Below are 21,776 nucleotides of genomic sequence, written 5' to 3'. Positions count from 1 at the left end.
GCGGCTCGAATGTTCGAGCAAGGAGCAATAATTCATTACTCACATTCGTTAATACTACCAAAGTATTTTGCTTTATGCAATAACGATTCGATTTCGATTAGACGTTGAAGCGGAATGTGACGACATCGCCGTCCTGGAAGACATATTCCTTACCTTCTGAACGGTAACGACCTTGTTCCTTAACTGTCGCCATGTTACCTGCAGCTGCTAGATCTTCATACGCAACGACTTCTGCACGGATGAATCCGCGTTCGAAGTCCGAGTGGATGACACCCGCACATTGTGGGGCTTTCATGCCTTTTTTAAACGTCCAAGCGCGTACTTCTTTTTCACCTGCTGTGAAGTATGTCGCAAGACCAAGTGTGCTGTACGCCGCATGGATCAATTGATCAAGACCCGACTCTTCGATTCCGAGATCGACGAGGAACTCTTGACGTTCTTCTGGCTCAAGCTCCGCAATCTCTTCTTCGATGCGAGCACAGATGACGATGACTTCTGCGCCTTCTTTTGCTGCGAACTCACGGACGAGACGAACGTTCTCATTGCTGTCTGCATCTGCGACTTCATCTTCGCCGACGTTTGCGACGTAGAGCATTGGTTTCATCGTCAACAATTGGAAGTGTTTGACGATGGCTGCTTGATCTTCATTCAATTCAGCGAGACGTGCTGGTTTCTCATCTTCGAGCAACGCTTGCACGATTTCAAGTGCTTCAAGCTCAGCCGCTGCGTTTTTATCGCGCGACTTGACTTGTTTTTGGACACGCTGAATCCGTTTTTCGACCTGCTCAAGATCTGCGAGGATCAATTCGAGGTTGATCGTCTCGATATCATCGATCGGTGAGACTCTTCCGGCCACGTGTGTGATGTTCTCATCTACGAAACAACGCACGACCTGACAGATCGCATCTACTTCACGAATGTTCGCGAGGAATTTATTTCCGAGCCCTTCCCCTTTAGACGCACCTTTTACGATACCGGCGATATCCGTGAATTCGAATGCTGTCGGGATCGTCTTTTTCGGGTTGACGAGTTCTGTCAATTTCCGAAGACGTGCATCTGGTACTTCAACGACACCGACGTTCGGGTCGATCGTTGCGAACGGATAGTTCGCTGCCTCTACACCTGCTTGTGTGATGGCGTTAAAAAGTGTTGATTTTCCTACGTTTGGTAAGCCAACGATTCCTGCTGTTAATCCCACTTGGAATTCCTCCTTTTCGGTATTTCCTAGGAAATCCGTGCTAGCGGCCGCAGTGGGTAGAATGATTACACCACGTCAGCACATCTTTCACAATTATAGATAGTTCATTTTTTTTAAGCAAGGAGCTCGACCGTCTTTTTTAATCACGCTCTAATCGAACACAATCACTTCGCTTATGAAAGACAACGAAAAAGCGGATGTGATCACGAGAATCACATCCGCTTTTTCGTCACTCTGGTAAGACTTTTTTCAATCGTTTATCAAAATCACGACGTGGCATTAAAATGCTTGCCCCGCAACCTTGACATTTGATTCGGATATCCATGCCGACCCGAATGATCTGCCATCGGTTCGTTCCACATGGATGCTGCTTCTTCATCTCAACATAATCATGGAGTTGATACGTTTTTGGAATCATCCGTCTGTCCACCATTCTTTTGTTCTGGATTCATCATGACCATCCGTGGATACGGGATCTTGATGTTTTCTTCTTCGAGTCCTTGCTTCAATTCCTTCCGGATCAGGCGACCAGCTTGGAAATGTTGCATCGGTGGTACTTCTGCCATCAAACGATAGACGACTTCTGAAGGACCAAGTGTCTGAACACCGAGCATCTGAATCGGCTCGACGAACATATCGACATACTTCTTCGTCGTCCGGTCTGCAATCTCATGCAAAACTTGTTCGACGCGTTCAAGATCCTCATCATAAGAGACTTGGACATCGACGAGTGCGAAACTGTTGTCGACCGAATAGTTCGTGACTTGTAAAATCTGACCGTTCGGGATGATGTGGATTTCTCCGTTGAGTCCTTTGAGTTTTGTCGTCCGGATACCAAGTTCCGTCACGACGCCTTCGATTACACCGACGCGTACATAATCTCCGACTTTAAACTGACGTTCGAAGATGATGAACGCTCCGGTAATGATATCTTGCACCAAGTTCTTCGCACCGAACGAAATCGCGAGACCGGCGATTCCGGCACTGGCGACGAGACCGGTGATGTTGATACCGAACTGACTGAGCACCGTCAACAACATGATGATTCCAAGTACATAGCGAATCGCATTTTGCAGTAGCTTCAACAGCGTCTCGTTCTGTCGTTGTGCTAGATAGTCCTGTTCATTGATTTTCCTGATCGTAAAGAGACGTGAGACTGCCCCAGTCAAAACGCGCGTCAACACATAGAACGCCGCGATGATGATGAGCGCAATCAGTAGTTTCATCCCAAAACGAATCCACATATCCGCATCCATTACTTGGTTGATCAATTTATCGACTTGGGCGACGGATTCTTGTACATCTTGATTGGTAGCCATTCTCTCATCCTTTCTTATTCTCTCTATTACGACAGTATACGTGATTTTAATCGAGTTTCAACCAAAGAGCCGATTTTGACGTTAGATTTCTGGAAAAACCGGGAAAGGAAAATCATCTAAGAACCCTTCACTCTTGCCAATCCACCACGACACCGACACCAAGAGAAGAAAGGATGATTTCGATGAACTTCCGCTTTCATTCGCACGAGCCCAAGCCCTATTCTTTCTTTTTAGAATATACGGAACCGTTCGCGAAAGAACGCTTAGCTGAACAATTATTCGAACAAGTCTCTGCCGTCCAAGAAAAACGTCCGATCGTACTCGTCTGCATTGGTTCTGATCGTTCAACAGGTGACTCACTCGGTCCACTCGTTGGGACATTCCTCGAGAAACAAGCGCCTGCTCATCTTCACGTCTACGGTACACTCGCTAAACCCGTCCATGCACTGAATCTCGCAGAAACCATTCATTCGATCCAAACGACACATTACCGTCCACTCGTCATCGCGATCGATGCGTGTCTCGGTCGCCTTTCAAGTGTCGGACATGTCTTTTTCTCGGAAGGTCCACTCGCACCCGGCGCCGGCGTCCAAAAAGAATTGCCTGCGGTCGGTGACTTCAACATTAAGGCTGTCGTCAACGTCAGTGGATTCATGGAGATGATGATTCTCCAGAACACACGGTTACACCTTGTTTATGAACTAGCGGAACTCGTCGCGAACAGCTTCCACTTACTTGATGCGAAACTCTCCGCTGAATCCACACGAACGACGATTTCTTTCACGCCGCGTTCAATGTAAGCAAAAAGAAGCGAACCGTCGCCCGGATCGCTTCTTTTTAGTGATCCGATTCAGGTAACAACAAGTCGAGCAACCGGTTAAGGTCGTCTTCGTCTGTAAAATCGATCTCGAGTTTCCCTGCTTGTTTTCCTTGTTTAATCCGTACCGTCGCCCCGTATTTTTCGCGAAGTGATTCCTCGACGAATTGAACAGCGGTCGCTTGCTGCGGACGGACGGATTCCTTTCGCTCCCGAAGCGCCTGCTCTAACCGACGGACGTTCCAGTTCTCCGCCATGACCCGTTCTGCCATCTGTTCGATCTTCTTTGGATGTTTCAGCGATAGGAGCGCGCGGGCATGTCCCATCGACAACCGTTCGTCCATGACCGCTTGTTGAACGAGCAATGGCAACTGTAACAGTCGAAGGCTGTTCGTAATGTGCGAACGACTTTTCCCGACACGCTGTGCAAGCTCTGCTTGCGTAATGCCGAATTCCTCGATCATCTCCGCATACGCCATCGCTTCTTCAATCGCGGATAAGTCCGCTCGTTGGATGTTTTCAATCAAGGCGAGTTCCATGACGCGTGTCTCGTCTGCTTCAATCACAAGGACCGGCACACGTTCGAATCCTGCGCGACTTGCTGCCTGATAGCGCCGTTCACCGGCGATGATTTCATAGTAGCCATCACGTGGTCGAACGACGATCGGTTGGATCATCCCGTGACGAACGAGCGATTGGGCTAACTCTTCTAATGCTTTTTCATTGAATCGTTTCCGAGGTTGAGTCGGATTCGGGCGAATCGCCCGAACAGGTAATTCATTCACGTGTTTTCTCTCCTAAACGTAGCGGAAGGCACGACCGCTTATTCCGGACGTGCCTTCACGATGCGAATTCGCACCTCTACATATTCTTCGCAATCGACTTCTTCTTTTTCGATCGTCAATCCAGTCTGCTCGATCATATCGACGGAATCCCGCAAGGTGTTTAACGCGATCCGTGTATCTCGTGCAAAGCTTTTATGACGTTTTTTCTTCGGTGGCTGTGGTGTCATCAATCGTTCCACCCGGCGCTCCGTCTCCTTGACGTTCCATTCCCGTTCCAGAATTTCAGCGAGTACCGTTACTTGTAACGCTTCATCCTTGAGCGGCAATAGCGCACGGGCATGACGCTCCGTGATCGTCCGTTGCTTCAATGCTTCCCGGACATCGGTTGGCAATCGCAGCAAACGTAATTTGTTGGCAATCGTCGATTGACTACGTCCGAGCTTACGCGCTAACACTTCTTGCGTGATGTCTTGTAATGCAAGCAAACGCTCATAGGCTTCTGCTTCTTCGATTGGTGTCAAATCTTCGCGTTGCAGATTTTCAATCAATGCCAAGGAAGCAGTCGTCTCGTCCGTCATCTCTTTGACGATGGCAGGAATCGTTTCCCAACCAAGCGAGCGCACTGCTCGGTACCGTCGTTCTCCGGCAATGATTTCGTATCCTGTTCCTTGTTTTCGAACGACGATCGGCTGGAGTAACCCATGCTCTTCGATCGTAACCGCTAGTTCTTCAATTCGGTCCCCGTCAAACACAGTCCGTGGTTGGAACTGGTTCGCGACAAGTTCTGTCAATGGTAATTCCTGAACCGTCTCTTGTGGGTCAAGCTCGATCGTAGCAGGTTTACCGAGCAGTTTGGCAATTGCATTTCTCACGTTGGCGCACCTCACCTTTATCAGTCATCGTTTCACGTGAAACGGTGTTTAGCTTAATGGATCTTTCGCAGGCGTACCCGCTTTACGCGGATATTTCCCGGGTGTTGTTCGTTTTTTATCTACAATAACGATATTACGCTCACTTTCCTCGCCTGGCAATTGGAACTGGAAACTTTCCCGTAAATTCCCACCGAGTACTTTCAAGGCAATCGCACCATCCTCGAGCTCTTCAGTGACTTTCGCTGCCTTTAAGGCAACGAATTGTCCTCCGACTTTCGCAAGTGGTAGGCAATATTCCGCGAGAACGGACATCCGGGCGACCGCACGTGCGGTCACGACGTCAAACCGTTCGCGGAATTGTTTATTTTTACCGAACTCTTCTGCGCGTCCATGATGGAACGCGACACCTTCGAGTCCGAGTTCCGTCGCCAAATGATTCAGGAAGCCGATTCGTTTATTGAGTGAATCGACGATCGTCACTTGAAGGTGCGGGAACATGATCTTGATCGGCAGACTCGGGAAACCGGCGCCCGCTCCGACATCACAAACCGTCGTGACCGTCGTGAAATCAAAATAGAACGCTGCTGTGATCGAGTCATAGAAGTGCTTTAAATAAACATCTTCTTCATCGGTGATCGCAGTCAGGTTCATCTTTTCATTCCACTCGACTAGCAGTTCATAATACCGCTTGAATTGATGCAACTGATGTTCTGAAACCTCAAGTCCCTGTGCTGCCAATGCTGTTACGAATTGCTGTTGGTTCATCTCGTTCACTCCGCAGTCAATGCGTATTGGCCTTGTTCGATATAGACAAGCAGGATTGAGATATCAGACGGGTTAACCCCTGAAATCCGGGATGCTTGTCCGATCGAGAGCGGACGCACTTGGTTTAGTTTTTGTTTCGCTTCAATCGCTAATCCACTGATCGCATCGTAATCGAGACGATCCGGAATCCGTTTTTGCTCCATCCGCATCATTTTTTCGACTTGATCGAGTTGTTTATCGATGTAGCCGGCATATTTGACTTGGATTTCGACTTGTTCTGCTGCTTCTGCAGACAATGGTGTTTCCGGTGGTGTCATCTGCGCAATCATCGCATATGTGATTTCCGGGCGTTTCAGCAACGTGATCGCATGCAAGGCTTCCTTAAGTGGCGATGCACCGATCGCTTCTAGCTGTGCATTCACGTCCGGTGTCGCTTTGATGACGACCTTCTCAAGACGTTTCATCTCAAGACGGATTTGCTCTTGTTTGTCGAGCAACTTCGCTTGGCGTTCTTCCGAGATCAAACCGAGTTCATGTCCGATTTCCGACAGACGAAGATCCGCATTATCATGACGGAGCAACAAGCGGTACTCGGCACGTGACGTCAAGAGGCGGTACGGTTCGTTCGTACCTTTCGTGACGAGATCATCGATCATGACACCGATATAGCCTTGTGAACGTGACAAGATGAGTGGTTCTTTGCCTTGGACTTGTAGTCCGGCATTGATTCCTGCCATGATCCCTTGTCCCGCTGCTTCCTCATAACCACTTGTTCCGTTGATTTGACCCGCTGTGAACAAACCAGGAACACGTTTTGTTTCGAGCGTTGGCCAGAGTTGTGTCGGAATGACGGCATCGTACTCAATCGCGTAACCGGGACGCATCATTTCTGAATTCTCAAGCCCAGGAATCGAGCGGAGAATATCGTGTTGAACGTCTTCCGGTAAACTTGTTGATAACCCTTGCACGTAGACTTCTTCCGTATCGCGACCTTCTGGCTCAAGGAAGATTTGGTGACGCGGTTTATCGTTGAACCGGACGACCTTATCTTCGATCGATGGACAATAACGGGGACCTGTCCCTTTAATCATCCCGGAGAACATCGGTGAACGGTGCAGGTTCGCATCGATCAACTGGTGCGTATACTCCGTCGTATACGTCAACCAGCATGGAATTTGTTCCGTGATCATCTGAGTCGTTTCATGACTAAACGGAAGCGCTACTTCGTCACCTGGTTGAATCTCTGTCTTCGAGTAATCGATCGTTTTCCCGTCGATTCGTGGTGGTGTACCTGTCTTGAAACGTGCGAGCTCAAATCCAAGTTCTTCAAGATGTTTCGATAGATTGATCGATGGCATCTGATTGTTCGGACCACTCTCGTACGACAATTCACCGATGATGATTTTCCCGCGCATGAACGTTCCGGTCGTGATGATGACCGCTTTCGCCCGGTACTCCGCCCCTGTATTCGTGACGACACCGACGCAACGTCCTTCTTCATCGATCAACAACCGTTCGACGAGCGCTTGACGCAAGAGAAGATTCGGCTCATCCTCAAGCGCTTTTTTCATCCGGTTTTGGTATTCGAATTTATCCGCCTGTGCGCGTAATGCTCGCACGGCAGGTCCTTTTGACGTGTTTAACATTTTCATTTGAATATACGTTGCATCGATCGCGCGTGCCATTTCACCACCGAGCGCATCGATTTCCCGGACGACGATCCCTTTTGCAGGACCACCGATCGACGGGTTGCAATACATGAATCCAACCATGTCGGGATTCATTGTCAACATGACCGTTTTCGAGCCCATTCGTGCCGCAGCAAGAGAGGCTTCGATGCCGGCATGTCCGGCTCCGACGACGATGACGTCGAATTCACCTGCTTGATAAGCCATAGTACTGGTTCCTCCTTCTTATTCCACACGCAGTCGTCTTGGATTATTTCCCGAGACAAAACTGCGAAAACAACTGATCCAATAAACTATCCTGTGCTGTATCTCCATTGATTTCGCCGAGCGTGTCCCATGCCCGTCGTAAATCGATCTGTACCATATCGATCGGCATCGCTGCTTCTGCTGCACCGAGGGCATCTTCAATCATTTGACTCGCGCGTTTGATCAGCTGGATGTGTCGTGCATTCGAGACGTACGTCATATCTTGGCTCTCGACACCCTGTTCAAAGAACAGACTCGCAATCGCCGCTTCAAGATCGTTGACGCCTGCTTCTTCGAGCAAGGACGTCGTAACGATCGGTCGACCATCGGCAAGCTCCGTGACACGCGCTAAGTCAATCTGTTGCGCCAAGTCACTCTTGTTGACGATGATGATTGCGTTCATCCCTTTAATCGCTTCAAACAGCAAGACATCCTCATCCGTCAGGACATCGTTCCCGTTGAGGACGAGTAAGATCAAATCGGCCGTCTTTAAAGCCTGGCGTGATTTTTCGACACCCATCCGTTCGACGATATCTTCCGTCTCTCGAATCCCTGCCGTATCAATCAACTTTAGTGGTACACCACGAACATTGACGTACTCCTCGATCGTATCGCGTGTCGTTCCCGCGATATCCGTGACGATAGCCTTCGCTTCTTGCACCAATGTGTTGAGCAAAGACGATTTACCGACGTTCGGACGACCGATGATTGCTGTGGATAACCCTTCACGAAGGATTTTTCCTTGGCGTGCCGTTGTTAATAACTCTGCTAGAATCGCGCGGACAGCACCCGCGTCACGTTCGACGATCTGTTGTGTCATCTCTTCTGCATCATATTCCGGGTAATCGATGTTGACTTCGATGGCAGCAATCGTCTGCAACAGTTGTTGACGTAAGTCTTGGACGAGTTTTGAGAGACGCCCTTCAATTTGACTGACGGCGACATGCATCGCTCGATCCGTCTTCGCGCGGATCAGATCCATGACAGCTTCCGCCTGCGACAAATCGATTCGTCCGTTCAAGAACGCGCGTTTCGTGAATTCACCCGGTTCCGCTAATCGGACTTCCGGTTGTGCGAGGATGAGTTCGAGGACACGATTGACCGCGACGACTCCTCCATGACAATTCAATTCGATGACATCTTCACGTGTGAACGTCTTTGGTGCGCGCATGACACTCACCATTACTTCATCGACGACACGGTCCGCCTCGTGATCGACCAATTTCCCGTAATGAATCGTATGGGTTGGTACTTCCGTCAAGCGGTTGGTTCCTTTATAGACGCGGTCGGCTACAGTGACTGCATCAGGACCTGATAAGCGCACGATCGCAATCGCCCCTTCTCCCATCGGCGTCGAAATCGCGGCAATCGTATCAAATTCCATCATCCGTTCTTCCACCTCGTTTTTCTTCTGTCTTTTTATGAGTATTTAATCCTTAATCGTTGCAATGGGTATAACGAAACAACTATACACGAAATGACGCAAAAGAAAAAGAGCGACACTCTGTCAAAACAAAGCGTCGCTCTTCACGTATTAGCGTTTCTTTTTCGATTTTTTAGGAGCCGGTGCTGCTTGTGCCGCTTCTTTTTCACGTTTAGCAGCCATTGCCGCTTCCGTCTGCAACTTAATCTTTTCACGCATTGGTTTCATGATGACGATCGTGACGATGATCGAGAAGATGTAACCGACGACCCAGTAAAGCGAAAGGGCAGAAGGGAGTGTGACCCCCATGATGAAGATCATGATCGGGAAGACGTAGAGCATGATTTTCATTTGTGGGTTGTCTTCTTGACCTGCCATCGAGATCTTTTGTTGCAGATACGTCAGTACCGCAGACATGATCGGCAAGATGAAGAATGGATCCGGTTTACCAAGGTCGAACCAGAGGAATGTGTGTTGGAAAATAGCCGGTGTATAAATGATGGCGTTATAGAACGCGATCAAGATCGGCATTTGGATCAAGATCGGTAAACAGCCTGCGAGTGGATTGACGTTGTGCTCTTGGTAGAGCTTCATCATTTCCTGTTGCAATTTCTGTTGCGTCTCTTGGTCTTTTGAGCTGTATTTCTCACGAAGCTTCATCATTTCAGGTTGAATGACTTGCATTCCACCCATACTCTTCGTTTGTTTGATCATCAATGGAAGGATGACAAGACGAACGAGAAGTGTCGTAATGATGATTCCGATACCGTAATCACCGCTAAAGAACTGTGAAATCTCACGAATCAACCACGCCATCGGCCAAACGAAGTAATGTTTCCAAAAACCTTCTGTGTCTGCTGTGATCGGTTCACCAGTACCATACGAACTAGGTGTACAGCCGGATAACACGATCGCGAGCACGGACATGAGTCCGAGAGTTAACCAAATCTTAGTTCTCTTGTTCATAATTCCTCCTAGAAATTGTTTACGCTTTGTCGAACGCCATCTTCTTCTATAGTAAGGCAAGGAAAGGGAGCGCCGTACAAATCAACAGGATACATTGCTACGATTCATTTTTTTGATCGCATCCAGACACCGGAACGTTTAAGCACGTGACGGAGACTGTCAGCCACTTCTTGCGCGGTCATCTTCGCGGCCGGATTGCGCGCGATGATCACCAAATCATAATTCGGGGCAATCGAGGCTTCATGCTGCTGGCATGCTTCCCGAAGATACCGTTTCACCTGATTCCGGACGACGGCATTCCCGATTTTCTTACTGACGGATAAACCAACCCGAAAGTGAGTCTGTTGCTCCTTTTTCAAGGCATACACGACAAATTGCCGATTTGCGACAGAGGCTCCTTTAGTAAACACCGCTTGGAACTCCTTGTCTTTCTTGACGCGGTATTCCTTCTTCACCTTATTCACACTCCATCCTGACACTACGAAAATTCGTCGTCTCTCATCATATCATAGAATAAACATGCGACGCGATAGGGCGCATGTGACAAAAGCACGAACACACGAAAAAACATAAAAAAAATCACCTCGGATCATGCCCGAAGTGATGGATGCATCAATGCATTAGACAGTCAAGGCTTTGCGGCCCTTAAGACGGCGAGCAGCCAAGATACGGCGGCCACTCTTCGTAGCCATACGCGCACGGAATCCGTGAACTTTTTTACGCTTACGGTTGTTTGGGTTGAAAGTTGGTTTCATTCGTCTGCACCTCCTTTAAAAGATCTTTATAACCAATTGTTATTTTCTACTTTAAGGCAGTCTTGTACATTATATAAACTGATTGTGGCATTGTCAATGAAAGTTCAGAAGATTTCTTGTCCTGCTTAAGGGATTTCTGGTTTGAAAACAGGCGATAGGATTCGACTGCGCAAACTCTATTACGCGATAGAATGCGTGTGGATCATGGAGGGGATGTTTGTAGACTTATCCACCTATCCACAGACTTATCCACATTATCCACACTTTCCGTGGATAACTCTTCACTTTGTCTACGATAGTATTTTTTAAAATCGACGTCAATCCTCGATTTTGGATTTCCTTTTTCCACTTCTTTTGTGTTTTGTGAATAACTCTTTTTTAACGCTTCCTCTTTCAAAAAGTTATCCACCTCTTATCCACAATTTATCCACACTATCCACAGCTTGTGGGTAACTACCTGTGGACGATTGAATTTACTTGTGGATAAATCATTCCAACCATTGCCAGAGCTCATTTCTTTTGATACACTAATTGTGCATAACACGATCCTGATTTGCTTAGGACCAAACAAGTTATACACACCCTGTGGATAACTTTATACACAGATTCAATTGCCTGTGGATAACGTTATCCACAGTTTTTACGTTATGGGGATAAGTCGAGTTTCTTCATTAACTTTGTCTGTGTATAAGCCTGTGTACAAATTTTTTCTATCTTGATAAAAAAAGGGGGGTATTTATGAAAAACGCTGCCGAACTTTGGCATAATGTCTTATCTGTGATTGAGGAAGAGGAACGAACACCGAAAGCCAGTTATGATATGTGGTTGAAGTCCACAGAAGGCGTTACGCTAAATGGAACGACTTTACTCGTTTCAGCACCGGCTGCATTTACGGTGACGTGGCTTGAGCGCCAGTACTTATCTTTACTTGAAGACACAGTTGAGGAAGTAACCGGAAGCCGACTCGATATTCAGTTCATCGAAGAGGGACAAGCGAAGAAAATGCTCGATCGACAAGAAGAGGAACGGATCGAAGCAACACCGGCTCCGAAATCGCGTCCATTGAACACGCGCAAACCGACAGATGAACTGACGATGAGTGAACTTGGACAATTGAATGAGAAGTACACGTTCGATACATTTGTCATCGGATCGGGGAACCGTTTTGCACACGCCGCTTCACTGGCTGTTGCTGAAGCACCTGCTAAAGCATATAATCCGCTTTTCATCTACGGTGGCGTTGGTCTTGGCAAAACCCATCTGATGCATGCCATCGGACAGTACGTTCAAGATCAAAATCTTGGGACACGGATTGCCTATGTCTCTTCTGAACGCTTTACGAATGACTTTATTAACTCCATCCGTGATAATAAGACGGTTGAGTTTCGAAATAAATACCGTAACATCGATGTCCTCTTAATTGATGACATCCAGTTCCTTGCGGGCAAAGAACAGACGCAAGAAGAGTTTTTCCACACATTTAATGCACTGCATAACGATCAAAAACAAATCATCATCTCAAGCGATCGACCACCAAAAGAGATTCCAACGCTTGAAGATCGGCTCCGTTCTCGTTTTGAATGGGGATTGATTACCGACATCACGCCACCGGATCTCGAGACACGGATTGCGATCTTACGGAAAAAGGCGAATGCTGAACAGCTTGATGTCTCAAACGAAGTCATGCTCTACATCGCGAGTCAGATTGATACGAATATCCGTGAGCTCGAAGGAGCGTTGACGCGTGTCATCGCTTATGCGAATCTCGTCGGACGACCGATTGATCCAAATGTCGCTGCAGAAGCCTTGCATAACATCATGCCAGTCGCCGAACCGCGTAAAGTCACGATTCGTGACATCCAGGAGTCGGTCAGTAAGCATTTCAACTTGCCGTTTGATGATCTTAAGGCGAAGAAACGGACGAAATCGATTGCCTTTCCACGTCAAATCGCGATGTATCTTTCGCGTGAGATGACGGAAAGCTCATTACCGAAGATTGGGGAGGAATTTGGAGGACGCGACCATACGACCGTCATCCATGCCCATGAAAAGATCAGTATGTTGATCAAATCAGACGGTGAAACAGGAAAAGTCATCGAACAAATCAAGCATGAGTTAAAGCATTCGTAAAACTGTGGATAAACATGTGGATAAAGTAGGGTGGTTATCCACAACTTATCCACACCGTTTTTGGCTCTATATCAAGTTATCCACCGACTTATCCACACTATCCACAGCCCCTAAGACTATTATTAAAAAAATATATTATTATGTTATGATGGGCGCATGCCCATTATTTTCGAGAGGAGTCTAACGACGATATGCATATCACCATTCAACGCGAAGCTTTAATTCAAGCAGTACAAGATGTAGCCAAAGCGGTCTCATCCCGCACGACGATTCCGATTCTGACAGGGATCAAACTCGAAGCTCATGGAGATGGCATGACGCTGACAGGAAGCGATACAGAAATCTCGATTGAACGGACGATCTATGCAGAAGAGAACGGAACGTCTTATGTCACGGTCCACCGTGCTGGTAGTGTCGTCTTGAATGCTCGCTTCTTCGGCGATATCGTCAAAAAGATGCCAAAAGACGAAGTGACACTTGAAGTCTCACCGAACTTCATGACACGGATTCAGTCAGGAACAGCGGAATTCCATTTGAACGGTCTTGATCCAGATGAGTTCCCACGTCTTCCACAAGTCGATGGGGGACAACGTTTCCGTTTACCGGCTGATCTCTTACGGTCGATGATTCGTCAAACAAGCTTTGCTGTCGCTGTTCAAGAAACACGTCCTGTTCTCACAGGTGTGAACTTCTCAGCCGACAAAGGTATCTTGACGTGTGTCTCAACGGATAGTCACCGTTTAGCCCTTCGTCGTGCTCAGTTTGAGACAGATACGGATATCTCGTTCCAGAACGTCATCGTTCCTGGTAAGAGCTTAAATGAATTATCGAAGTTACTTGGGGATGGTCATGTGGATATTACGATCACGAACCAACAAATCTTGTTCAAGATGAAACACGTTCTCTTCTTCTCGCGTCTACTTGACGGAAACTATCCGGATACATCACGTTTGATTCCAGAAGAGTACCGGACAGCTGTCCGCATGAACGCGAAAGAATTGCTCCAAGCGATCGATCGCGCGTCACTGCTCGCACGTGAGGACCGTAACAACGTCATCAAGTTTGCAGCTGAAGGAACGACAGCGGTCGAGATTTCTTCGCATTCACCAGAAGTCGGGAAAGTCTCGGAGCAAGTCAGCATCCTTTCGCTTGAAGGCGAAGAACTGAAAATCTCGTTCAACTCGAAGTACATGATGGATGCCTTAAAGGCGCTTGACGCGACAGATATCGAAATCCAGTTCACGGGTTCGATTCGTCCATTCATCTTGCATCCGGTTGATCAAGATAACGTCTTGCAACTGATTCTTCCAGTCCGGACGGCGTAAGCATCAACATAAAACACGTGACAAGACGGGTTCGATCGTTTCGACATCGGACCCGTCTTTTTCGTATACCGTATATACGTTCGGGAATTTTGCTAAATCGTTCAATATTTAGTACAATAAAGAGTACGTCATTTATAATATGTAGGTAGGAGGAGTCAATCCATGCAAGAAATCAGAATTACAACGGAATATGTCACATTAGGGCAGTTCCTGAAACTGTCGGATATCATCTCAAGCGGAGGGCAAGCCAAACCGTTTTTAGCAGAGGTGCCAATTCTAGTCAACGGCGAAGTCGATCAGCGACGTGGTCGTAAATTACGGGATGGAGACATCATTGATGTAGAAGACTACGGTCAGTTCATCATCAAGAACGAGGGTAACTAACGTGCGGCTGGATTCAGTCCGACTCAGTCATTATCGCAACTATGACGCACTCGAACTGTCATTCTCCGAAAAGACGAATGTTCTGATTGGTGAAAATGCACAAGGGAAGACGAACTTATTGGAAGCGATCTATGTTCTCGCTCTCGCGAAGTCTCACCGGACGACACATGACAAGGAACTGATTGGTTGGGACCAGGAGACGGCGCGCGTCGAAGGACGTGTCGTCAAACGAACAGGTTCTCATGTCCAGGAGATCGTCATCTCGGGTCGCGGGAAAAAAGCAAAACTAAATCATCTAGAGCAACGACGCTTGAGTGATTATGTCGGGGCACTGAACATCGTTTTATTCGCCCCGGAAGATTTGCATATCGTCAAAGGCAGTCCACAAGTCCGCCGGCGGTTTCTCGATATGGAGATCGGTCAAGTCAGCCCGGTCTATTTGCATGAATTGAGTCAGTATCTGAAAGTGTTGAAGCAACGCAACGCATTGCTGAAACAACTGTCCATGAAGGGAGGAGACGAGACCTTCCTTGATATCTTGACGGAGCAAATGATTACGCTAGCCGTTAAAATCGTTCAGCGCCGCCATCATTTCATGGCCCAACTCGAAAAGTGGGCACGACCGATTCATGACGGAATTAGTCGTGGACAGGAAGAACTCGCGCTCATCTATCGTTCGGACACATTTGGCAATGAATTACTCGATGTCGAAGGAATGACTGCGTCCTACACGCAGAAGTTTGGTAAAATAAAAGAAAATGAAATCCGAAGAGGAGTTACGTTGTTTGGACCACATCGCGATGACTTTGAGATGGAAGTCAATGGACGAAACGTCCAAACGTATGGTTCACAAGGACAACAACGAACAGCAGCCCTCTCGTTAAAACTTGCAGAGATCGAATTGATTCACGAGGAAGTCGGAGAGTATCCACTTCTTCTACTCGACGATGTCTTATCCGAGCTTGATGATCATCGTCAAACACATTTGCTCGATACGATGCAACAAAAGGTCCAGACGATCCTGACGACGACAAGCGTCGATGGGATTGCGCATGAAACGATCAACCAAGCGAAGTTGTTCCACGTGAAACAAGGGACGGTCGATTTGGAAGAGACATCATATAAAGAAACAGTAGGTGAGAAAACCGATGAGTAATCATGAAGATATGGAATTGGAACAAGGATACGGTGCCGATCAGATTCAAGTTCTTGAAGGATTAGAAGCAGTACGTAAACGTCCAGGGATGTATATCGGCTCGACGGCATCAAAAGGTCTCCATCACCTCGTATGGGAGATCGTCGATAACTCGATCGATGAGGCGCTCGCAGGATACTGTGACACGATCAAAGTCACGATCGAACCAGGGAACTCGATCTTAGTCGAGGATAACGGACGCGGTATTCCAGTCGACATTCAAGAGAAGATGGGTCGTCCTGCCGTTGAGGTCATCCTGACAGTCCTCCACGCCGGTGGTAAATTCGGCGGCGGCGGATATAAAGTATCGGGTGGATTACACGGTGTTGGGGCCTCAGTCGTTAACGCCCTGTCGACGAAACTTGAAGTATTCGTCAAACGGAATGAAAAGCTGTATTACCAAGCGTACCATCGCGGTGTACCAGCGCAAGACCTCGAAGTGATTGGAACATCAGAAGAGACCGGAACGACGATTCGTTTCTTCCCAGACGGTGAGATTTTCCAAGAAACGCTCGAGTATGACTACGATTTGCTAGCGACACGCCTGCGGGAACTTGCTTTCTTAAACAAAGGCTTGAAGATCATCATCACGGACGATCGTGCGGATGAGCCGATGACGCGTAGTTTCCACTACGAAGGTGGGATTAAATCTTACGTCGAACACTTAAACCGTTCAAAAGAAGTCGTTCACGCAGAACCTGTCTACGTACACGGCACAAAAGACGGCATCGAAGTCGAAGTTGCACTTCAGTACAACGATGGATTTGCGTCAAACATCTACTCGTTCACGAACAACATCCCGACGCATGAGGGTGGTACGCACGAGACCGGCTTCAAGACAGCTTTGACACGCGTCATCAATGATTACGCGAAAAAGTTCGGTCTGATGAAGGATGCAGACGGTACACTGTCCGGTGAAGACGTACGGGAAGGGATGACAGCGATCGTTTCCGTCAAGCACCCGAACCCGCAGTTCGAAGGACAGACGAAGACGAAACTCGGGAATTCCGACGCACGTACGGTCACGGATTCGCTCTTCTCTGGTGCATTTGAGCAATTCATGCTTGAAAATCCGACGAACGCACGCGCAATCGTCGAAAAAGGGATGATGGCGTCGCGCGCCCGGATGGCAGCGAAACGCGCACGTGAATTGACACGCCGTAAAGGTGTTCTTGAAGTCAGCTCGCTTCCAGGTAAACTGGCCGACTGTTCGTCACGTGATGCGTCGATTTCCGAATTGTATATCGTTGAGGGTGACTCAGCGGGTGGTTCTGCGAAATCCGGACGTGATCGTCATTTCCAAGCAATCTTACCGATTCGCGGTAAAATCTTGAACGTTGAGAAAGCACGTCTTGATAAGATTCTTGGAAGCGATGAGATCCGGACGATCATCACGGCACTCGGGACAAGTATTGGTTCTGAGTTCAATATCGAGAAGGCACGCTACCACAAAGTCATCATCATGACCGATGCCGATGTCGATGGTGCCCACATCCGGACACTCTTGTTGACGTTCTTCTACCGTTACATGCGTCCGCTTGTCGAGCATGGATACGTCTATATCGCTCAGCCACCGCTATACGGAATCAAACAAGGGAAGAACATCACGTACGTGCACAACGAACGTGAATTGACAGAGGCGCTTGCAGCGCTTCCTGAAAACGCACGGTACGATATTCAGCGCTACAAAGGTCTTGGAGAGATGGATCCAGAGCAGCTTTGGGAAACGACGATGGATCCAAGTGGTCGTCAAATGTTGCGTGTCGAGCTTCAAGATGCGATCGAAGCGGATGAAGTCTTCGATATCTTGATGGGAGATCAGGTCAAACCACGACGCGACTTCATTCAATCTCACGCACATTACGTCAAGAACCTGGATATTTAACGCTGAACAGAGAGGGTGGCCAGAAGCATGTCCGAACAAAATCACGGAATCATCAAGGATATTAATATCAGTCAAGAGATGCGTACGTCCTTCATGGACTACGCGATGAGCGTCATCGTCGCACGTGCTCTTCCGGACGTACGGGACGGTTTAAAACCCGGACACCGCCGGATTCTCTATGCGATGAACGACCTCGGTATTCGTGCCGATAAACCACATAAAAAGTCTGCCCGTATCGTCGGGGAAGTCATCGGTAAGTATCACCCGCACGGGGATTCTGCCGTCTATGACACGATGGTCCGCATGGCGCAAGATTTCAGCTATCGTTATGAACTCGTCGATGGACACGGAAACTTCGGTTCAGTCGATGGAGACTCGGCGGCTGCGATGCGATATACGGAAGCTCGTATGTCAAAAATCGCAATGGAAATCGTTCGCGATATCAACAAAAACACAGTTGACTTCAAAGATAACTACGATGGTTCGGAACGCGAACCGGAAGTCTTACCGTCGCGCTTCCCGAACTTGCTCGTCAACGGTTCAAGCGGGATCGCGGTCGGGATGGCAACAAACATTCCGCCGCATCAGTTAGGTGAGGTCATCGATGGTGTCTTAGCACTGTCTCACGATCCCGAAATCACGATTCAAGAATTGATGCAGCACATTCCGGGACCTGATTTCCCAACGGCTGGTGAAATTCTTGGTCGTAGCGGGATTCGTCGCGCATATGAAACAGGACGTGGCTCCATCATCGTCCGTGCGAAAGCAGAAATCGAACAGACGAAAAAAGACCGCGAACGGATCATCGTGACGGAGTTGCCTTATCAGGTCAACAAAGCCCGCCTCGTTGAAAAGATTGCCGATCTCGTCCGCGAGAAAAAAATCGAAGGCATCACCGATTTACGGGATGAGTCAGATCGCCGCGGTATGCGGATCGTCATGGAAGTCCGTCGTGATGCGAATGCAAGTGTCATCTTAAACAACTTGTATAAACAGACGTCGATGCAAACGACGTTTGGTGTCAACATGCTTGCGATTGTCGGAGGGCGTCCAAAAACATTGACGCTTAAAGAAATGCTCTATCATTACCTCGAGCATCAAAAAGAAATCGTTCGTCGTCGGACACAGTTCGATCTCGAAAAAGCAGAAGCACGTGAACACTTGCTCGCTGGTCTACGGATTGCGCTTGATCATTTGGATGAAGTCATTCAAATCATTCGCGGGAACCGGACAGCGGACGCAGCACGTGAACAGTTGATGGAGCGTTTTGCGTTATCTGAGAAACAATCACAAGCGATTCTCGATATGCGCTTACAACGCCTGACAGGTCTTGAGCGGGAAAAAATTGAAGCAGAGTATGACGAAATCATGCAATTGATCGCGGAACTGAACCGCATCCTTGCGAGTGAAGAAGTCTTGCTTGATTTGATCCGGACAGAACTCGAGGAGTTGAAGGAACGTTTCAACGACGAGCGTCGGACGGAAATCCGGATGGATCATATCGAATTCGAAGATGAAGACTTGATTCCGGAACAAGATATCATCATCACGTTGACAAGCAGTGGTTATATCAAACGGATGACGACGGATTCGTACCGGACACAGCGCCGCGGTGGACGTGGCGTTCAAGGAATCGGAACGAACGACGAGGATTACGTTACGCGTCTCTTATCTTGTTCGACGCATGATACGATTCTATTCTTTACGAACCGCGGGAAAGTCTACCGGATTCGTGGATACGAAGTACCGGAGATGAGCCGGACATCAAAAGGTGTGCCGATCATCAACCTCATCCAAATTGAACGCGATGAAAAGGTCGAGACGATGATTCCAGTCAACTTCAAACGTTATCTTGAGGAGCAACAAGCAACTGAAGCACCTGTCGAGGTGGTTGAAGGAGAGATTGAAGAGACGGAAGAAGCGCTCGAAACGGAAGAAGTCGTTCAAGATGAGCAAAAATCATTGATCTTCATGACACGTAAAGGACGCGTCAAACGTTCACCGTTGTCCGCATATGCCCGGATCAACAAAAATGGTTTGATTGCGATTCGGTTGTTTGAAGACGATGAATTGACATCTGTTCGTCTTGCATCGACGGATGATGAAGTCTTTGCTGTTTCAACAAGCGGGAAAGCGATTCGTTTCCCAATCACGAATGTCCGCTCGATGGGACGTGGTGCTCGTGGTGTCAAAGCGATGACGTTACGCCCAGACGATTTCGTCGTCGGGATGGAACTTGCACGTGATGCACAAGATGTTCTGGTTATTACGGAAAAAGGATTCGGTAAACGAACACCGATGACCGAGTTCCGTAGTCAATCGCGTGGTGGGAAAGGATTGATCGCGAGTAAGGTAACAGATCGCGTCGGTCAAATCGTTGCCATGCGAATCGTTGATGTCGATGATGACATCATGATCATGACAGAGAGCGGTATCGTCATTCGGACAGACTCGCAATACATTTCACGTGTCGGCCGCAACACCCAAGGGGTGAAGGTCATTCGAATTGAAGAAGGTGACCGTGTTGCAACGGTTGCGAAACTGAAACGAGAAGAAACCGATGAAACGGAAGAAGATACGGATCTTGTATCAGAAGAGAATGTAGTCGAATCGGATACTTCAGAAGAAGTGGAGGAGTAAGCAAGACGTTAGTAAGGAAGCAGCAGAGTGATACCACTCTGCTGCTTTTATCTACATATATAGAAAGAAGAGAAAGGAACGAAGCGATATGCGAGTGGCAAGTGATCAATTACGCATCGGGGATCGTTTAACCGAATCGATCTACTTACATACAGATCATCCGATCGTAGAAGCAGGGAAAAAAATTGGAACCGACGAGTTACGACGAATCCAACGGTTTTTGATTAAAGAAGTCACCATCGAGGATCGTCCTGATCTTGTCGAAGGTGAAAAGACACAGATTGAAACAGTGGCTGCGCAGATAGAACATCCTTTTGAAGAGTTCATTCGCTCCTATAATAAAGTCTTCATGTCATGGGAACAGGGGATGAAGCCAAATGTGTATGAAGCTTTGAGCTGGGTCAAACAGTCCGTCCCGGAACAAATTACGAGACAAGATGTTCTGCCATTCTTCCTTGAACGGGGAACGGAAGCTTACACTGTGCGACATGCCATTTATCGAGGAGCAGTTGCCCAAATGCTTGCTGAAGCAGTCAGAAAAGAACGGAAAATGATCCATGAGCTGTGGACGGCATCTTATTTTGCGGATTACGGACTAGCGCGGATCATGGAATGGCGTCACACGAAACGTTATGAAGCGATGCAACAAGAAATTTTTCAACGTCACCCGGCAATGGCATATCAAGTCTTGCAAAAGGAGACGATTATCTCTGACACGGTAAATCGTTTGATTGTTCAACATCATGAACGTTTAGATGGATCTGGTTATCCTCTAAAGGTAAAAGGTGATAAGATTGCAGATCATGCTCGATTGTTCATTGTAGCGGATGTTTTTGCTGCAATGACAAGTTGGCGCCCATACCGGGAAGCGTATACGCCGTTTGACGCATATCGTCATTTAAAAGCGCGACCGATGCAATATTGTTCAAAATATGTATTATTGCTTGGACAGTTACTTCTACCGATTGAAGTCGGTGATCGCGTATTGATGAGTAATGGGAAGATTGCAACAATCGCTCAAAAGAATCCAGTCTTTGATCGTCCTGTCATTTCTTATGAAGACCAGGGAAGAATGATCACCGTTGATTTAATGGAAGAACGACAGCATAGCATCATTCAATTGATGGATTGATAAGGAATAAGTAGCCTCTTGAGCCGAATTCGTAAGGTTCAAGAGGTTTGTTCATGATTTTAAAAATAATTTCCAAATAAGTGTTGCTCAATAATAAAACGCATGATATATTATTACATGTCCTTAACAAAGACAAGCGCTTGAAACAAACGAAAAAACAATTTCAAAAAAGTTGTTGACTTCTTGTTTCAGACTTGGTATTCTAATTGAGTCGCCAAAACAGGCGCGGACGAACTTTGAAAACTGAACGA

Annotated in this window: 19 protein-coding genes; 8 read left to right on the top strand and 11 right to left on the bottom strand. The window is 47.6% G+C overall.

What is annotated here, in order from left to right; translation table 11 throughout:
- Positions 1 to 97: 97 nt before the first annotated feature.
- The 3 genes from ychF to B4F99_RS05885 all read right to left on the bottom strand — a co-directional run bounded on the left by ychF (position 98) and on the right by B4F99_RS05885 (position 2,517).
- A complete protein-coding gene (gene ychF, locus B4F99_RS05895; RefSeq protein ID WP_290755953.1) occupies positions 98 to 1,198 on the bottom strand; it encodes a redox-regulated ATPase YchF in 1,101 nt (366 codons plus the stop codon).
- A gap of 229 nt (positions 1,199 to 1,427) precedes the next feature.
- A complete protein-coding gene (locus tag B4F99_RS05890; protein ID WP_023469853.1) occupies positions 1,428 to 1,616 on the bottom strand; it encodes a DUF951 domain-containing protein in 189 nt (62 codons plus the stop codon).
- A complete protein-coding gene (locus tag B4F99_RS05885; RefSeq protein WP_214856536.1) occupies positions 1,588 to 2,517 on the bottom strand; it encodes a mechanosensitive ion channel family protein in 930 nt (309 codons plus the stop codon). Before B4F99_RS05885 ends, B4F99_RS05890 begins: the two co-directional genes overlap by 29 nt.
- Before the next feature lie 182 nt (positions 2,518 to 2,699).
- Between B4F99_RS05885 and yyaC the strand changes: the two genes are divergently transcribed.
- On the top strand, positions 2,700 to 3,317 hold the full coding sequence (gene yyaC / locus B4F99_RS05880; RefSeq protein WP_035412220.1) for a spore protease YyaC: 618 nt from the start codon (positions 2,700 to 2,702) through the stop codon (positions 3,315 to 3,317).
- A 37-nt stretch (positions 3,318 to 3,354) separates the two neighbouring features.
- Here yyaC and B4F99_RS05875 read toward each other — a convergent pair whose 3' ends face one another.
- The 8 genes from B4F99_RS05875 to rpmH all read right to left on the bottom strand — a co-directional run bounded on the left by B4F99_RS05875 (position 3,355) and on the right by rpmH (position 10,834).
- Entirely contained in the window at positions 3,355 to 4,119 is a 765-nt protein-coding gene (locus B4F99_RS05875) for a ParB/RepB/Spo0J family partition protein (RefSeq protein ID WP_290755952.1), read from the bottom strand.
- Positions 4,120 to 4,157: 38 nt separating this feature from the next.
- Positions 4,158 to 4,991, bottom strand: coding sequence for a nucleoid occlusion protein (gene noc / locus B4F99_RS05870; protein WP_214856534.1), 834 nt, complete (start codon positions 4,989 to 4,991; stop codon positions 4,158 to 4,160).
- A 48-nt stretch (positions 4,992 to 5,039) separates the two neighbouring features.
- Complete coding sequence (gene rsmG / locus B4F99_RS05865) at positions 5,040 to 5,756, bottom strand: 16S rRNA (guanine(527)-N(7))-methyltransferase RsmG (protein ID WP_290755950.1); 717 nt, start codon at positions 5,754 to 5,756, stop codon at positions 5,040 to 5,042.
- Positions 5,757 to 5,761: 5 nt separating this feature from the next.
- Complete coding sequence (gene mnmG / locus B4F99_RS05860) at positions 5,762 to 7,651, bottom strand: tRNA uridine-5-carboxymethylaminomethyl(34) synthesis enzyme MnmG (RefSeq protein WP_290755948.1); 1,890 nt, start codon at positions 7,649 to 7,651, stop codon at positions 5,762 to 5,764.
- Between the two features lie 43 nt (positions 7,652 to 7,694).
- Positions 7,695 to 9,077: a tRNA uridine-5-carboxymethylaminomethyl(34) synthesis GTPase MnmE gene (mnmE, locus tag B4F99_RS05855; protein ID WP_290755946.1), complete on the bottom strand. Its 1,383-nt coding sequence runs from the start codon at positions 9,075 to 9,077 to the stop codon at positions 7,695 to 7,697.
- A gap of 147 nt (positions 9,078 to 9,224) precedes the next feature.
- Entirely contained in the window at positions 9,225 to 10,079 is an 855-nt protein-coding gene (yidC, locus tag B4F99_RS05850) for a membrane protein insertase YidC (RefSeq protein ID WP_214856531.1), read from the bottom strand.
- A gap of 104 nt (positions 10,080 to 10,183) precedes the next feature.
- Positions 10,184 to 10,534 carry a ribonuclease P protein component gene (gene rnpA, locus B4F99_RS05845; protein WP_023469862.1) on the bottom strand — a complete coding sequence of 117 codons (351 nt, stop codon included), beginning with the start codon at positions 10,532 to 10,534 and terminating at the stop codon, positions 10,184 to 10,186.
- 165 nt (positions 10,535 to 10,699) lie between these two features.
- The gene (rpmH, locus tag B4F99_RS05840; protein WP_012371910.1) at positions 10,700 to 10,834 is read right to left on the bottom strand and encodes a 50S ribosomal protein L34; all 135 of its coding nucleotides are present in this window, start codon (positions 10,832 to 10,834) and stop codon (positions 10,700 to 10,702) included.
- A 738-nt stretch (positions 10,835 to 11,572) separates the two neighbouring features.
- Here rpmH and dnaA point away from each other — a divergent pair.
- From dnaA to B4F99_RS05805, 7 genes are all read left to right on the top strand, one after another.
- Positions 11,573 to 12,964 carry a chromosomal replication initiator protein DnaA gene (gene dnaA / locus B4F99_RS05835; RefSeq protein ID WP_056064610.1) on the top strand — a complete coding sequence of 464 codons (1,392 nt, stop codon included), beginning with the start codon at positions 11,573 to 11,575 and terminating at the stop codon, positions 12,962 to 12,964.
- 191 nt (positions 12,965 to 13,155) lie between these two features.
- Positions 13,156 to 14,289, top strand: coding sequence for a DNA polymerase III subunit beta (gene dnaN, locus B4F99_RS05830; RefSeq protein WP_023469864.1), 1,134 nt, complete (start codon positions 13,156 to 13,158; stop codon positions 14,287 to 14,289).
- Between the two features lie 162 nt (positions 14,290 to 14,451).
- A complete protein-coding gene (gene yaaA / locus B4F99_RS05825; RefSeq protein ID WP_023469865.1) occupies positions 14,452 to 14,673 on the top strand; it encodes a S4 domain-containing protein YaaA in 222 nt (73 codons plus the stop codon).
- Between the two features lies 1 nt (position 14,674).
- On the top strand, positions 14,675 to 15,829 hold the full coding sequence (gene recF, locus B4F99_RS05820) for a DNA replication/repair protein RecF (RefSeq protein ID WP_214856529.1): 1,155 nt from the start codon (positions 14,675 to 14,677) through the stop codon (positions 15,827 to 15,829).
- 10 nt (positions 15,830 to 15,839) lie between these two features.
- Entirely contained in the window at positions 15,840 to 17,753 is a 1,914-nt protein-coding gene (gene gyrB / locus B4F99_RS05815; RefSeq protein WP_214856610.1) for a DNA topoisomerase (ATP-hydrolyzing) subunit B, read from the top strand.
- Between the two features lie 27 nt (positions 17,754 to 17,780).
- On the top strand, positions 17,781 to 20,393 hold the full coding sequence (gene gyrA / locus B4F99_RS05810) for a DNA gyrase subunit A (RefSeq protein WP_214856528.1): 2,613 nt from the start codon (positions 17,781 to 17,783) through the stop codon (positions 20,391 to 20,393).
- A gap of 88 nt (positions 20,394 to 20,481) precedes the next feature.
- On the top strand, positions 20,482 to 21,525 hold the full coding sequence (locus B4F99_RS05805; protein WP_214856527.1) for an HD-GYP domain-containing protein: 1,044 nt from the start codon (positions 20,482 to 20,484) through the stop codon (positions 21,523 to 21,525).
- Positions 21,526 to 21,776 lie beyond the last annotated feature (251 nt).

This window comes from Exiguobacterium sp. UBA3491 (assembly GCF_002377745.1).
In the GTDB taxonomy this organism is placed as follows: Bacteria; Bacillota; Bacilli; order Exiguobacteriales; family Exiguobacteriaceae; genus Exiguobacterium_A.
Note: the sequence above shows the minus strand (reverse complement) of the source record. Positions and strands in the feature narration are given on the sequence as shown.